This window comes from Kitasatospora sp. NPDC058063 (genome assembly GCF_042885395.1).
GTDB lineage: Bacteria > Actinomycetota > Actinomycetes > Streptomycetales > Streptomycetaceae > Kitasatospora > Kitasatospora lactacystinica.
The window spans coordinates 737,841-752,120 of record NZ_JBHVSD010000001.1; the positions used below are offsets into that span (position 1 = coordinate 737,841).

At 72.1% G+C, this 14,280-nt stretch carries 17 protein-coding genes; 10 read left to right on the forward strand and 7 right to left on the reverse strand.

Going from position 1 to position 14,280, the window contains the following annotated elements:
* Window positions 1-40: 40 nt before the first annotated feature.
* From ACFVUY_RS03375 to ACFVUY_RS03385, 3 genes are all read right to left on the reverse strand, one after another.
* A complete protein-coding gene (locus ACFVUY_RS03375; RefSeq protein WP_359902770.1) occupies window positions 41-310 on the reverse strand; it encodes a hypothetical protein in 270 nt (89 codons plus the stop codon).
* Window positions 311-522: 212 nt separating this feature from the next.
* A complete protein-coding gene (locus ACFVUY_RS03380) occupies window positions 523-867 on the reverse strand; it encodes a rodlet layer protein (protein ID WP_359902772.1) in 345 nt (114 codons plus the stop codon).
* An 85-nt stretch (window positions 868-952) separates the two neighbouring features.
* The gene (locus ACFVUY_RS03385) at window positions 953-1,297 is read right to left on the reverse strand and encodes a rodlet layer protein (protein WP_359902775.1); all 345 of its coding nucleotides are present in this window, start codon (window positions 1,295-1,297) and stop codon (window positions 953-955) included.
* 299 nt (window positions 1,298-1,596) lie between these two features.
* On the opposite strand from ACFVUY_RS03385, the gene ACFVUY_RS03390 reads away from it, so the two are divergent.
* Window positions 1,597-2,265, forward strand: a complete 669-nt coding sequence (locus tag ACFVUY_RS03390) for a hypothetical protein (RefSeq protein ID WP_387727003.1) — start codon at window positions 1,597-1,599, stop codon at window positions 2,263-2,265.
* Between the two features lie 72 nt (window positions 2,266-2,337).
* On the opposite strand, the gene ACFVUY_RS03395 is transcribed toward ACFVUY_RS03390, so the two are convergent.
* The 3 genes from ACFVUY_RS03395 to ACFVUY_RS03405 all read right to left on the reverse strand — a co-directional run bounded on the left by ACFVUY_RS03395 (window position 2,338) and on the right by ACFVUY_RS03405 (window position 3,451).
* Window positions 2,338-2,715, reverse strand: a complete 378-nt coding sequence (locus tag ACFVUY_RS03395; protein ID WP_380351282.1) for a hypothetical protein — start codon at window positions 2,713-2,715, stop codon at window positions 2,338-2,340.
* Window positions 2,716-2,828: 113 nt separating this feature from the next.
* Window positions 2,829-3,098, reverse strand: a complete 270-nt coding sequence (locus tag ACFVUY_RS03400) for a chaplin (RefSeq protein WP_387727005.1) — start codon at window positions 3,096-3,098, stop codon at window positions 2,829-2,831.
* A gap of 110 nt (window positions 3,099-3,208) precedes the next feature.
* Complete coding sequence (locus ACFVUY_RS03405) at window positions 3,209-3,451, reverse strand: chaplin (protein ID WP_359902786.1); 243 nt, start codon at window positions 3,449-3,451, stop codon at window positions 3,209-3,211.
* 496 nt (window positions 3,452-3,947) lie between these two features.
* Here ACFVUY_RS03405 and ACFVUY_RS03410 point away from each other — a divergent pair, with 496 nt between their 5' ends.
* From ACFVUY_RS03410 to ACFVUY_RS03430, 5 genes are all read left to right on the forward strand, one after another.
* Window positions 3,948-4,187: a chaplin gene (locus tag ACFVUY_RS03410; protein WP_387686081.1), complete on the forward strand. Its 240-nt coding sequence runs from the start codon at window positions 3,948-3,950 to the stop codon at window positions 4,185-4,187.
* Between the two features lie 243 nt (window positions 4,188-4,430).
* Window positions 4,431-6,104, forward strand: a complete 1,674-nt coding sequence (locus ACFVUY_RS03415) for an RICIN domain-containing protein (RefSeq protein WP_387727007.1) — start codon at window positions 4,431-4,433, stop codon at window positions 6,102-6,104.
* Between the two features lie 199 nt (window positions 6,105-6,303).
* Window positions 6,304-7,593, forward strand: coding sequence for a glycosyltransferase family 39 protein (locus ACFVUY_RS03420; RefSeq protein ID WP_387727009.1), 1,290 nt, complete (start codon window positions 6,304-6,306; stop codon window positions 7,591-7,593).
* Between the two features lie 63 nt (window positions 7,594-7,656).
* Window positions 7,657-8,148, forward strand: coding sequence for a MarR family winged helix-turn-helix transcriptional regulator (locus ACFVUY_RS03425; protein WP_359902797.1), 492 nt, complete (start codon window positions 7,657-7,659; stop codon window positions 8,146-8,148).
* 94 nt (window positions 8,149-8,242) lie between these two features.
* Entirely contained in the window at window positions 8,243-9,691 is a 1,449-nt protein-coding gene (locus ACFVUY_RS03430; protein WP_387686088.1) for a DHA2 family efflux MFS transporter permease subunit, read from the forward strand.
* 58 nt (window positions 9,692-9,749) lie between these two features.
* Here the strand turns inward: ACFVUY_RS03430 and ACFVUY_RS03435 are convergent, their stop codons facing one another.
* Entirely contained in the window at window positions 9,750-10,232 is a 483-nt protein-coding gene (locus ACFVUY_RS03435) for a hypothetical protein (protein ID WP_078589103.1), read from the reverse strand.
* A gap of 439 nt (window positions 10,233-10,671) precedes the next feature.
* On the opposite strand from ACFVUY_RS03435, the gene hemL reads away from it, so the two are divergent.
* The 4 genes from hemL (at window position 10,672) to ACFVUY_RS03455 (ending at window position 14,280) form a co-directional block, all read left to right on the forward strand.
* A complete protein-coding gene (gene hemL / locus ACFVUY_RS03440; RefSeq protein ID WP_380351288.1) occupies window positions 10,672-12,000 on the forward strand; it encodes a glutamate-1-semialdehyde 2,1-aminomutase in 1,329 nt (442 codons plus the stop codon).
* Window positions 12,001-12,074: 74 nt separating this feature from the next.
* On the forward strand, window positions 12,075-12,725 hold the full coding sequence (locus tag ACFVUY_RS03445) for a histidine phosphatase family protein (protein WP_387686367.1): 651 nt from the start codon (window positions 12,075-12,077) through the stop codon (window positions 12,723-12,725).
* A gap of 164 nt (window positions 12,726-12,889) precedes the next feature.
* Complete coding sequence (locus ACFVUY_RS03450; protein ID WP_359902808.1) at window positions 12,890-13,507, forward strand: TlpA disulfide reductase family protein; 618 nt, start codon at window positions 12,890-12,892, stop codon at window positions 13,505-13,507.
* Window positions 13,508-13,509: 2 nt separating this feature from the next.
* A complete protein-coding gene (locus ACFVUY_RS03455) occupies window positions 13,510-14,280 on the forward strand; it encodes a cytochrome c biogenesis CcdA family protein (RefSeq protein ID WP_387686369.1) in 771 nt (256 codons plus the stop codon).

Here is a 14,280-nt window from a genome sequence, read left to right on the forward strand (position 1 = left end):
GGAGCGACCCGGCCTTCCGGGTTTCTGTCGGGCCGTGGACTCAGATGCCCACGTCGCCGGCGTGCGCGAAGCCCGCGCCGCCGCCGATCACGTCGGTGGAGGTGGCGGCACCGCCGCCGAAGCCTCCGGCGACGACGTCACCGGCGTGGGCGACGCCGAAGCCCCCGCCGGCCACGAACGGCTGGTCGGCGGAGGCGACGAACTCGCCGCCGCCGGCCAGGCCGACGTGGGCGAAGGCCGGGGTGGCGGCACCCGCGAGCGCCAGTGCGGCGGCGGCGGTCAGGGCGGCCTTGGCCAGCTTGCTCTTCATGGAACTGCCCTCTCTCTGGGAGCGCCCCGCGGGCGCTCTGACACGTGATCACAACCGGCGGTCCTGATCGGCGATCCACGCGCCGGACCGGCCCGCCGCTCACCCGTCCGGACCGCGCTGCGGCGCGGCCGGCCGGACACTTCGCCCGCACAGCCCGGAGGGCCCGGGGAGGTGTTCCTCCCCGGGCCCTCCGACCGTGCTGTGCCCCTTGATCAGCCGATCAGGTGTGAGACACCCGCGTCGCCCGTGGACTGGGTGTTCTGGCCGACGTTGCAGATCTGCTTCGGCTGGTTGTTCAGGACCGGGACCTCGACCGGAACCGCGATGCCGATGACGGCGACGGCGACGTTGTGGATCTCCGGCAGGCAGATGTTCGGGTTGTCCAGAACGTGGCTGTTCGGGCTGCCGTTGCCGGCGGTGCCGGTGTGGTTGGTGCCGCCGTTGCCCTGGACGGAGGTGGCGGCGCCGTCCGAGTCGACGATGGCGGAGGCCGAGCCGGCGGACATCGCGAAGGCGGCGGCGGCCAGGCCGGCGGCGGCGAGGGACTTCTTGATCATCTCTGGTTTTCCTCTCGGGGTGAATCGGGGAGCGATTCGTAGGTGGATCGTGAGGGTGGTGCAGGGAGAGCGGAGCGGCGACCGATCAGCCGATCAGGTGGGACACGCCGCCGTCGCCCTGGCTCTGGGTTCCCTGGCCGACGGTGCAGTACTGCCTGCCGCCGTTGTTGGCGATCGGGACCTCGACCGGGACGGCCACGCCGAGCACGCCGACCGCGATGTTGTGGATCTCCGGCAGGCAGATGTTCGGGTTGTCCAGGAAGTGGAAGTTCGGGCTGTTGTTCCCGACCGTGCCCGTGAAGTTGGTACCGCCGTTGCCTTCGATGGAGGCGGCGGCGCCGTCCGCGTCACCGATGGCGGAGGCGGGCGCGGCGGCACCGGCCAGCGCGGCGACGGCCAGGCCGGCGGCGGCGAAGGACTTCTGGATCATGGCGAGATCCCTCTCTGAAATGCTCTTTGGATTCCGTGCGTACAACGCTGAGAACGCTCAGACCCGGTCTGCAGTCACTGACGTCCAGATCAAAGAACGACGGCACGGAAGGTTACGGGGATTTTTGAAAAGAGTCCCGGAGGCGCGACGGCGGGGGGAATCCGATCGGATTATTACTCCGAACCGGTTAACGGCCGCAATCCGCACTCCCGGTCACTCGTTGAGCAGATCGCTTTCCGGTTGCGGCCCCGCAGCCCTTCCCAGTGATCCCCAGTACGGACAGCAGAACGGTGAAAAGCATGAAGTTCTCCCAGCGGGCCGGCGCGATGCTGCTGGCGGTCGGTGCCGGTGTGCTCGCCTCCCAAGGTGCGGCCGGCGCCGCCACCCCGATCGGCCCCGACCAGGTCGGCGCGCTGGAGGACGCGCTGGCCACCCAGCAGGTCCCGGCGGACATCCCGCTCGCCCCGCTGGGCAGCCGGCTCACGGCCGGCATCCCGACCTCGCTGGTGATGCCGCCGGCGCCCGACCGGACCACCACCAGCGGCGGCGGCGCGCTGCTCCCGGAGCAGATCCTCCCCCAGCTGACCACCGGCAAGGTCGGCCCGAGCGCCAAGGCCGATCTGCCGCTCCCGCTGGTCGACCAGGGCGCCGACCTCGGCAAGGTGCTGCTGGACGCCCCGGCCGCGCCGCTGCACGCCAAGACCCCGGGGCTCACCCTCGGCGAGCCGCTCTCGCTCGCCCAGGACGGCGCCGGCCAGCTCGCCGACGGCCGGCTGAAGGTGGACGAGATCGACCCGCGCCTGATCTCCGGCGCGGTGCAGGTGGTCCCCGGGGCCAAGGCCAGCCTCGGGGGCGAGGACAGCCGGCTCTCCGTCACCGACACGGCGGCCGCCCTGGCCGGGACCACCACCGGGACCGCCACCGGCGTGGTGCAGACGACCGGGCTGGCGGGCCTGACCCAGCTCTGACCCGGCTCCGACCCGGGCGCCGCGCCCGGGACGAGAGCCCGGGACGAGAGCCCGGGACGAGAGCCCGGGGGCTCAGCCCGGCAGGAGGCCGGTCAGCCCGCCGACCAGCGGGAGGTCCTTGACGCCGCCGCCGGCGCTCAGCGGGCCGGTCAGCGTCCCGGTGCCGACGGCGGGCAGGCCCTGGTCGGGCTGGAGGGCCGCGCCGTTGTTGAGGAAGTCGGCCGAGGAGTTGGCCCACGGGTCCAGCCGCAGGCTCTTGATCGGCGCGATGCCGTAGCCGAGGCCGGTGGTGGTCCCGCCCAGCGCCTGGCCGAGGTCGGTCTTGGTCAGCGTGGCCGGGCCGGCCGGGGCCTCGCCCGGGGCGGTGGCGGCCTGCGCCGAACCGGCGCCGAGCAGCACCGCGGCACCCACGGCGGCGGCCAGTCCGGCCGCGTTCTTCTTCGAAACCATCGTGATCACCCTTCGGTGGATCGGGGATCCCGGACGGCTGTCCGGGGACGCCGAACTGCCCCCCGGCCGACTGGTCGGGGGGCAGGACGGCCGGAACACGTGCCGATCGGGGATCAGCAGTCGTCCGCGGGCGGCGGGGGCAGCTCCACGTTGGCGCAGGCGTTGCCGAAGGCCGGGTTCAGCAGGCCGACCACGTTGATGGAGTTGCCGCACAGGTTGATCGGCACGTGCACCGGGACCTGGATCTGGTTGCCGGAGATGACACCGGGGGAACCGACGGCCGCGCCCTCGGCGCCCGCGCTGGCGGCGGCGGAGCCCGCCGCGCCCAGCACCAGGCCGGCAGCGGCGGCGGAGAGGACGGCGGCCTTCTTCATGTTCTGCATGGGGGGTTGATCTCCTCGATCACACACGGGTGGAGCGTGCCGCGCCCCGGCGCTGCGGGGCGCGGCACGGGCTCGGTGAATCGGCTGTCGCCGGTGCGGCGACCGCGGGTTCAGCCGATGTTGGCGCACTGGTTGCCGAAGGCCGGGTTCAGCAGGCCGATGATGTCGATGCTGTTGCCGCACAGGTTGATCGGGATGTGCAGCGGGATCTGGATCTGGTTGCCGGAGAGCACGCCGGGGGAACCGGCGGCGACGCCCTCGGCGCCCGAGCTGGCGACCGCACCGCCGGCGGCACCGAGCACCAGGCCGCTGGCGGCCAGGGACAGGACGGCGGCCTTCTTGAAGTTGCGCATGTCATTCCTCCGATTTCTGCCCGACGGAATGGGAATGTCGGGAGTCGGGCGAGCGCGAATACTCACCCGAAGGCTTCAGGGATTGCCGTGATTGTCACTCGGTCGGCGCATATCGGCGTGTTCCGCCCATGGCTCGGGCGTGGCCGTGGCTGCCGGGTCGCGGTGCCTCCCGAAACGATTCCCGCACGGCCGGGAAAGGCTTCGGACAAAGGCGCGACCAGGTGGAATTCCGGTCGGGCGTTCCGGCACGGGTTGCCGGACGCCGGGTTCTGGGAGGCCCGCCGCGCGGGGGCCGGTGGAAACCGGGTTCCGTGAGGGAGAACGAGGCACCGCGCGGGGGGAAACGGTCCGACCCTCCGATCACCCGAATGCCCGGTCCGCGGCGCCGTTGCGCCGGATGGGTGACAGTGCCGGGACCGTCGCAACCGGTCCGGTGGGGTCTCGTTCTAGATGTCGCACTCCCCGTGCATATCTGTCGAACAGTCAGGAGGCTCGTATGAGCATCAAGAAGACCGCCGCCGTCGGCGCGGCCGTGGTGGGCATCGTGGCCGCCGGCGCCGGTTCCGCGATGGCCAGCTCCGGCGCCCAGGGCGTCGCCGCCGGTTCCCCCGGTGTCGTCTCCGGCAACCAGATCCAGGTCCCGGTGCACGTTCCGGTCAACCTGTGCGGCAACACCATCGACATCATCGGCCTGCTGAACCCGGCGTTCGGCAACAAGTGCGCCAACGTGGGCTGAGCCCGCACCCGGTTCGGCCGGTGCGAGCCGCCGTTCCGCGCCTCCCTCCTGGGGCGCGGGGCGGCGGCTCTTCGTTGTGCCGTGAACGTGTCGGTCCGTCGGTTCCCGGCGGTGTCACGAGTCTTGTTGCGTTACTTGTCAGTACCTAGAATGCGAGACCTGCTCACCTTTCCTGCTCCTCTCTTGCTCCGCACCGCTCGGCTCCCCGCCAGGGCGGTCCCCCACCCCCGCAAGGAGTCGCGTGTGATCAGGTCATCCCTGCCGGTGGCACGGCGAACGCGTACGGGTGCGTCCCGGTGCGCGGCACTGCTCGCCACCGGAGCCCTCCTCGCCACCCTCGGCCTGGCCGGCGCCCCCGCCGCCCTGGCCGACCCCGCCCCGGCCGCGCCCGCGGCCACCCGTCCGGCCGCGATCGTCGCCCTCGGCGACAGCGCCATCTCCGGGGAGGGCGCCGGTACCGACACCAACGACGGCTACTTCCCGGAGACGGACAGCCCCACCAACTACTGCCACCGCCACCCCAAGTCGGAGATCTTCGTCACCGACATCCCCGGGGTCACCCCGATCGACCTGGCCTGCTCCGGCGCCCAGACCGGCGACCTGGTCAGCGACCCGGAACTGGCCAAGGTCACCGGTCCCGGCAGCGGCGACTTCGGCGAGCCCAAGCAGGACGTCAAACTCGCGGACACGGCGGCCAAGTACGACGTCAGGATGGTCGTCGTCACCATCGGCGCCAACGACGACTTCGACTTCAGCGGGATCATGATGCACTGCCTGGCGCAGTACTTCCCGATCCCCAAGGACCAGGGCTGCCGGGACACCATCGGCAGCGACGAGATCCGCCGACGCGCCAAGGGCGTCCAGCCCAAGGTGGTCGCGGCGCTCCAGAACATCCGTCAGACCATGCGCAGGGCCGGCTACGCCGACTCCTCGTACCAGCTGGTCTACCAGTCGTACTTCAACCCGATCACCCCGGACATCCGGCGCAACGACTACCTCGGCAAGATCGCCGACGGCTGCCCGGCCTTCCCCGAGGACCTCGCCTGGGGCCACAACTGGGTGGTGCCGACACTCAGTGACGCGCTGCGCGGCGCGGCCGAGCAGGTGCCCGGCGTCCGGTACCTGGACCAGCGGCGGGTCGCCTTCGGGCACGAGGTCTGCGCGGAGTGGACGTCCTCCCCGTACGAGTACTCCAACGGGGACGTCATCAACCTCTCCGAGTGGGTGCGCAACGGCTGCGACTCGCAGATCGGCATCCCCGGGCTGTGCATGAACATGATCCGCCAGTCGTACCACCTGCGGGTGGCCGGCTACCGCGGCGAGGGCGTCTGCCTCGGCCAGTTCTACGCCCGGACCGAGCTGGCGCAGGCGTACTGCACGCTCAACCAGCAGAACACCACCTCGATCCAGCCGCTCACGCCCGGACAGCCGTTCGGGGACGTCCCCGAGGACGGCGCCTGGTACCAGCTGACCAACGCCGCCAGCGGCAACGCGCTCGACCTCACCGGCGGCGGCAGCTACGGCGACTCCACCAACGGGCGGCCCGCGATCACCTATCCGGCCACCGGCGGGCTCAACCAGTCCTTCGTCCTGGAGGCCAAGGCGGGCGGCAGCTACGAGCTCGACTTCAGCGGCAACCGGAACATGTGCCTGGACGCCAACGCCGGCTCCACCGCCCCCGGCACCCGGATCCAGCAGTGGGGCTGCAACGGCGGCGGCAACCAGCACTGGGTGTTCACGCCGGCCGGCGACGGCCGCTACAAGATCGCCGACTCCCAGGACCGCAGCAAGGTCCTGGCCGCCGGCAGCACCCTCGACGCCAAGGGCAACCCGTACGTCGAACTCGCCACCGACACCGGCGCCGCCAACCAGCTCTGGCAGCTCACCAAGCTCGGCATCGTCTACGTCCACGGCTGATCCACCCTGCACGCGCCCAGGCCGTCGCCGCCCCCGACCGGGCGGCGACGGCCTGGTTTTCGGCACGGGTGGCACGGCGCCGGACAGGGCTCCGGGGGCACCAGGGGGCCTCGGTTCGGGGGCGTGCCGTAGGCTCACGGGAAAATCGTTGCGCCGGAGCCGCGCGGACCACGAGCGGGGCGGGGAGTACCCAGACCAGATGAGCACGGCATCGAGCACTGAGTCGTCCAGCACCCAGTCCGGAGCGCCCGCGGCGCCCGCAGCGGAGTCGGCGGAGACCCCCGAGGAACGGACCGGCCGGGAGCCCGGCCGGTTCGGGGCGCTGGTGGACCGCTTCGGGCCCGCACTGGGCGCGTACGCGGCGGTCAAGGCCATCGGCGTGACCGTCTTCATGCTGCTGCTCTCGCACACCGGCGACTACCTGACCAAGCAGCCGGGCCGCGGGGGCGCTGCCAAGCCCTGGGACGTGCTGGGCACCTGGGACGGCGTCTGGTACCAGCGGATCGCCGAGAACGGGTACAACCCGCAGCTGATCCCGCTGCACGGCTTCCCGCTGGCGACCTACTACGAGAACTCGGCCGCCTTCTTCCCGCTCTACCCCTGGCTGATGCGGCTGGTCGGCGCGGTCACCGGGCTCGGCCCGTACGGCTCCGGGATCGTCGTCTCGGTGCTGGCCTCGCTGGTCGCGGCGGCGGGGATCTTCGCGATCGCCGAGCGGCTCGGCGGCTTCCGGGCGGGCGTGATCGCGGCGGTGCTCTGGGGCCTGTTCCCGGGCTCCGGCGTGGAGTGGGCGGTCTACTCGGACTCGCTGTTCGTCGCGCTGTCCGCCTGGGCCTGCTACTGCGTGATGACCCGCCGCTGGCTCGCGGCCGGTGTGCTGACGCTGGTGGCGGGCCTCAACCGGCCGACCGCCGCCGTGCTGATCGCCGCCGTCTCGATCGCCGCGCTGGTCGCGCTGGTCCGCCGCACCGACGGGGTGGCCCGTCCGCTGACCGCGATGCTGATCACGCCCTGGGGCCTGCTCGGCTACGTCGCCTGGGTCGGCTGGAAGATGGGCGACTGGGGCGGCTACTTCAAGCTCCAGCAGGGCGCCTGGAACCGCTACTTCGACGGCGGCTCCTCCACCCTGCGCACGATCAGGGACGTGATCACCGGCCACTGGACCTACTGGCAGGCCAACCCCGTCCCGGACCTGATCGCGATCGGTCTGCTGATCGCCCTGCCCGGGCTGGTGCTGCTGCTGTGGCGCACCCGGCCGCCGCTGGTGCTGTGGATCTACACCGGGCTCACCATCTTCACCGCGCTGAGCACCAACCAGATCTTCGGCAACATCTCGCGCTACCTGCTGCCCGCCTTCCCGCTCTGCATCGGCCTGGCGGTGGCGCTGCGCCGGGTGCGGCTCTCCTCGCTGGCCTGGCTGCTGGGGATGCCGGTCCTCGCGGCGGGCTGGTACGCGGGCTATGCGCTGTTCGAGTTGGGCATCCCGTAGACCCGGCGTTGGTTGGCTACGGGATCATCCGGGAGCAGACGGGCCGTTGCTAACCTCGGACGTATGACGACGACCCCGCCGCCCGTGCGCCAGATCCGCGACATCTCCGGGCTGATGGACCACGCGAGCCACGTGCTGGCCACCCGGATGGCGGCCGCCTTCACCGAGCTCGGGATCACCCCGCGCGCCTACTGCGTGCTGTTCCACGCGCAGGAGTCCGAACGCACCCAGATCCAGCTGGCCGAGCTGGCGGACCTGGACAAGACGACCATGGTGGTCACCGTCGACGAGCTGGAGAAGGCGGGCCTGGCCGAGCGCCGCCCGTCCGCGACCGACCGGCGGGCCCGGATCGTCTCGGTCACCGAGGCGGGCGAGCGGGCCGTGGTGCAGGGCACCGCGATCGCCGACCGGGTGCACCGCGAACTGCTGGAGGCGCTGCCGCAGCCGGAGCGCGAGGTGTTCGTCTCGGCCCTGACCCGCCTGGTGGAGGGCCATCTCGCGGAGCCGGTCGAGGTCGAGCGCACCGTCCGCCGTGCCCGCCGCTCCCGGGGCTGACCGCCTGACCTCAAGCTGCTCCCGAGATAGATAGTCCCGAACAAAACGATCTGATAGCGTCCTACCCGGTACTCGACGAACCGGGAGAACCGCCATGACCACGCACGCCCCGGCCGCGCCCACGCCGGCCTCCGCAGCCCCCGCCACCGCCCGCTCCCGCACCCTCGCCCTCGCGGTGCTCTGCGCGGGAATGCTGATGATCGTCCTGGACGGCTCGATCGTCACCGTGGCGCTGCCCGCGATCCAGGGCGACCTGCACTTCTCGCCCGCCGGCCTCACCTGGACGGTCAACGCCTACCTGATCGCCTTCGGCGGCCTGCTCCTGCTGGCCGGCCGGCTCGGCGACCTGATCGGCCGCAGGCGGATGTTCGTCGCCGGGCTCACCCTCTTCACCGCCGCCTCGCTGCTCTGCGCCGTCGCCACCGGGCAGCAGGCGCTGATCGCCGCCCGCTTCCTCCAGGGCGTCGGCGGCGCGATGGCCTCCGCCGTCAGCCTCGGCATGATCGTCACGCTCTTCCCCGAGCCGGCCGAGCGCGGCCGGGCGATCGGCGCGTTCAGCTTCGTCGGCGCGGCCGGCGCCTCGATCGGCCAGGTCCTCGGCGGGGTGCTCACCCAGGCGCTCAACTGGCACTGGATCTTCCTGATCAACCTGCCGCTCGGCCTGGCCGCCGTCCTGCTCTCCCTGCGGCTGCTGGAGTCCGACCGCGGCCCCGGCCTGCGGGCCGGCGCCGACGTGCTCGGCGCCGTGCTGATCACCGCCGCCCTGATGCTCGGCATCTACACCATCGTCGGCACCGGCGAGCACGGCTGGACGTCGGCCCGCACCCTGGGCCTCGGCGCGCTCTCGCTCGCGCTGCTGGCCGGCTTCCTGCTCCGGCAGGCCCGGGCCGCCCAACCCCTGCTCCCGCTGCGGATGTTCCGCTCGCGCGACGTCTCCGGCGCCAACGCCGTGCAGGTGCTGACCATCTCCGGGATGTTCGGCTTCCAGATCATGGTCGCGCTCTACCTGCAGCAGGTCCTCGGCTACGGCGCCGCCGCCACCGGCCTGGCGATGCTGCCGGCGGCGGCCGCCATCGGCGCGGTGTCGCTGCTGCTCTCGGCCCGGCTGAGCGCCCGGTTCGGCGAGCGCGCCGTGCTGCTCGCGGGGCTCGCCATGCTGCTCGCCGCGCTCGGACTGCTGGTCCGGCTGCCCGCCGACGCCGACTACGTCGTCCACCTGCTGCCGACCATGCTGCTGATCGCGGGCGGCGGCCTGGTGCTGTCCACGCTCGCGGTCCTCGGCATGTCGGGCGCCGGACCGCAGGACGCGGGCACCGCCTCCGGCCTGTTCAACACCACCCAGCAGGTCGGCGGCGCGCTCGGGGTCGCCGTCCTCGGCACCCTCGCGAGCGGCCGCACCGCCGCCCTGACCGCGGCCGGGCACCCTGCCGCGGACGCCCTGGCCGGCGGCTTCCGCCTCGCCTTCGCGGTCGCCGCCGGACTGCTCGCGGTGGCCCTGCTGCTCGCCGCCACCGTCCTGCGGCCGACCGGACGTCAGAACTGACGGCCCGCCAACCCGCTTTGCCCCGGCCCGCGTTCGAACAGCGCGCCGGGGCCGGGCGTCACGGCCAGACCAGGCAGTACAGCTGGTGCCCCGCCTCGTGCAGCCGGTTGGCGAAGTCCTGCCACTCGTGCAGCATGCTGTAGATCACGAACGCGTCCCGCGGCCCGCGCCGGTCCGGCACGGTGGACCAGATGAAGGCGGCGGCGCCGAGCTCCGTCTCGTCGGCCTTGCGCAACGGCTCGACGACGTTGTGGGGCAACTGGACGACGGCGTAGTCGGGGTGCAGCACGACCAGTTCCAGCGGCGGCACCTGGTGCAGCGGCACGCCCTGGATGCCGGTGAGCACCATGGCGCTCATCGTCTCCGGCTTGATCTTGGTGGAGAGGTGGCCGGTGGGGGAGCCGCTGGTCTCCATCAGGTCGCCGAGCCGTCCCAGCGAGCCGAGCTCGCCGGCGTCCAGGCCGAGTCCGCCCGGGCCGAGGGCGGTGGGGACTCTGGCGGCGGTCGCGCGGTCCGGGGCCCCGAAGTACTTGTAGGTCACCCCCACGCGTCCCTCACCCCGCCTCTCACCGCCGCGACGACCACGACCCGTACCCGCTCCCGTACCCCCGCGTGCGGTTTCGGCGGGCCTGCGGGAGCCCCCCGCAGCCTCGTCGTAGCCGTCCTGCGCCTCGGACACTCGGACCATCCTCACCGGAATTCGCCGGAATCGACAGACCCCCGCACATCCGGCGCCCACCGGACGTGCTCCTTACCCGTCATGCGCCGCCGTACCCAATCGCGGTACGCGGCAGTCCTCTCCACACCCCTGCACACAAACCGGAACGCCCGTGCACTCTGTGTACACAGTCTGACTGGTCCCCGGTCCGGCGCAGTCGGCGGCCCCTGCTGTACGGACAACCGTACAGACAACGGTGCCCGGATCATCGTTCCAGATGATCGGGTCGGACATGCAGAGCGTGAGGACACGATTTGAGACCATGTCTTTTGTGAGCTACCCCTACGAAGCCCCCCAGTCCCAGTCGCTGTTCGACCGCGCCTCCGTGGTGACGCCCGGCGGCGTCAACTCCCCGGTGCGCGCCTTCCGCGCGGTCGGCGGCACGCCGCGCTTCATGGTGTCCGGCACCGGCCCCTACCTGACCGACGCCGACGGCCGCGAGTACGTCGACCTGGTGTGCTCGTGGGGTCCGATGATCCTCGGCCACGCGCACCCCGCGGTGATCGACGCCGTCCAGCAGGCCGTCTCCAAGGGCACCTCCTTCGGCACCCCCGGCCAGGGCGAGGTCGAGCTGGCCGAGGAGATCGTCGGCCGGGTCGCCCCGGTCGAGCAGGTCCGCCTGGTCTCCTCCGGCACCGAGGCCACCATGTCCGCGATCCGGCTGGCCCGCGGCTTCACCGGCCGGGCGAAGGTGGTCAAGTTCGCCGGCTGCTACCACGGTCACGTGGACGCCCTGCTGGCCGCCGCCGGTTCCGGCGTGGCCACCTTCGGCCTGCCGGACACCCCGGGCGTCACCGGCGCCCAGGCCGGCGACACCATCGTGCTGCCGTACAACGACCTGGCCGCCGTCGAGCAGGCCTTCGCCGCCCACCCGGGCGAGATCGCCTGCGTGATCACCGAGGCCTCGCCCGGCAACATGGGCGTCGTCCCGCCGCTGCCCGGCTTCAACGGCGGCCTGGCCCGGCTCTGCCGGGAGAACGGCGCGCTGTTCATCTCCGACGAGGTGATGACCGGCTTCCGCGTCTCCAAGGCCGGCTGGTACGGCCTGGAGGCGGCGAACGAGGGCTGGGCGCCGGACCTGCTGACCTTCGGCAAGGTCATGGGCGGCGGCTTCCCGGCCGCGGCCTTCGGCGGCCGCGCCGACGTGATGGCGCACCTGGCCCCGGCCGGCCCGGTCTACCAGGCGGGCACCCTGTCCGGGAACCCGATCGCCACCGCGGCCGGCCTGGCCCAGCTGCGCGGCTGCACCGACGAGGTGTACGCCACGGTGGACAAGGTCGCCGCCGAGGTCTCCGGCCTGGTCACCGACGCGCTCGCGAAGGAGGGCGTGGCCCACCGGCTGCAGACCGCCGGGAACATGTTCTCGGTGTTCTTCACCGAGGCGCCGGTCACCGACTACGACGAGGCCAGGACCCAGGAGGCGTACCGTTTCACCGCCTTCTTCCACGCGATGCTGGCCGCGGGCGTCTACCTGCCGCCGTCCGCCTTCGAGTCCTGGTTCGTCTCGGCGGCCCACGACGAGCGGGCGATCGAGCGGATCGCCGCCGCCCTGCCGGCCGCCGCGCGCGCCGCTGCCGCCGCCACGGCCTGACCCGTCGCGGCCCGAACCCGATTCCCAGGAGTAGTCGAGAAGTGAGCGCCAAAGAGATCACCGTCGTCCACGTGATGCGGCACGGCGAGGTGCACAACCCGGAGGGCGTCCTGTACGGGCGCCTGCCGGACTACCACCTGTCCGAGCTGGGCCGGAAGATGGCCGAGCGGGTCGCCGAGGACCTGGCCGACCGGGACATCACCCACGTGGTGGCCTCCCCGCTGGAGCGGGCCCAGGAGACCGCCGCGCCGATCGCCGAGGCGCACGGCCTGGACGTCGCGGCGGACGGGCGGCTGATCGAGGCGGAGAACGTCTTCGAGGGCAAGACCTTCGGGGTCGGCGACGGTTCGCTGCGGAACCCGGGCTACTGGAAGTACCTCACCAACCCGTTCAAGCCCTCGTGGGGCGAGCCGTACCTCGACCAGGCGGTGCGGATGATGGGCGCGCTCGGCGCGGCCCGGGACGCCGCGCGCGGGCACGAGGCGGTCTGCGTCAGCCACCAGCTGCCGATCTGGACCCTGCGCTCCTTCGTGGAGCGCCGCCGGCTCTGGCACGACCCGCGCAACCGGCAGTGCTCGCTGGCCTCGCTGACCAGCTTCACCTTCGAGGGCGACAGGATCGTCTCGGTCGGCTACCGCGAGCCGGCCCGCGACCTGCTGCCCGCGCACCTGGTGGGCAAGGGCCGCAAGGGCGACAAGCCGGTGGGCAAGAGCTTCGGCGCCTAGCCTCCGCGCCTTCGCCGCCCCGCCTCCGTAAGCGGCGTGTAAGTATGACTTCGGGTCACCCGGCAGGTGCCGGGTGACCCGATTTCGTCGCAGGTCAGAGTGGGTGCGACGCGCAAGGCAGGACCCCGGCGAACCGGCCCGGAACTCCATGCGAAACTTTTCACATGTCTGCCATGACGCGCCCCCGTCCCCGTGTCGCCGCAGCAGCCGCCGCCACCGTCGCCGCCGCTGCGCTCGCCCTCACCGGCTGCTCCTCCTCGGGCTCGTCGGGCGGCGGCGAGGGCCAGGTCGGCTTCGTCACGGTCAAGGGCACCAACCTGTCGAAGGCGGAGGCCGGCAAGCGCGGGGACGCGCCGGACATCTCCGGCGAGACGCTGGAGGGCACCGCGGCCAAGCTCTCCGACTACCGGGGCAAGGTCGTCGTGCTGAACGTCTGGGGCTCCTGGTGCGGCCCGTGCCGGGCCGAGGCCAAGAGCCTCCAGAACGTCTCGGAGAAGTACAAGGACCAGGGCGTCCAGTTCCTCGGCATCAACACCCGGGACACCGAGAAGCAGAACGCCGTCCGCTTCGAGCAGGAGCAGGGCGTCACCTACCCGAGCCTCTTCGACCCGGCCGGCACCCAGCTGCTCAAGTTCCCCAAGGGCAGCCTCAACCCGCAGTCCATCCCGACCACCCTGATCGTCGACCGGGACGGCAAGCTGGCCGCCCGCGCCGTCGGCGGCACCACCGAGGACGCGCTGGAGTCGATCCTCCAGCCGGTGGTCGCGGAGCAGAAGCAGTGAGCCTGCCGCCCCTGTACCTCGCCGACGCCACCTCGACCGTCCAGAGCGGCGCGCTGCTGGCCGCCGCCCCGGTCGCGCTGGTGGCGGGGCTGGCGTCGTTCTTCTCGCCGTGCGTGCTGCCGCTGGTCCCCGGATACCTGTCGTACGTGACCGGCTTCTCCGCCGCCGACCTCGCGGACGCCCGCGGTTCGCGGCGCGGCCGGATGCTGCTCGGCGTGGTGCTGTTCATCCTCGGCTTCACCGCGGTGTTCGTCTCCACCGGCGCCCTGTTCGGCTACTTCGGCCAGGAACTCCAGGACTACAAGCGGATCATCAGCATCGTGCTGGGCTCGCTCACCGTGGTGATGGGCCTGGCGTTCATGGGCCTGGTGCCCGGGCTGAGCATGCGCGAGGTCCGCTCGCACCGCCGCCCGGCGGTCGGCCTGCTGGGCGCCCCGATGCTCGGAGTGGTGTTCGGCGTCGGCTGGACCCCGTGCATGGGCCCGACCCTGACCGCCGTGCAGAACCTGGCCCTCAACCAGGCCGACGCCCAGCGTGGCGCGCTGCTGACCACCTTCTACTGCCTGGGCCTCGGCGTACCGTTCATCCTGGCCGCGGTGGCCTTCCGCCGGGCGCTGGGCGCCTTCGGCTGGGTCAAGCGGCACTACCCGCTCGTCATGAGGATCGGCGGCGGCATGCTCGTCGCGGTCGGTCTGCTGCTCGTCACCGGGATCTGGGACTCGATGATGAGCCAGCTGCAGTCCTGGACCGCCGACTTCCAGATCGGAATCTGA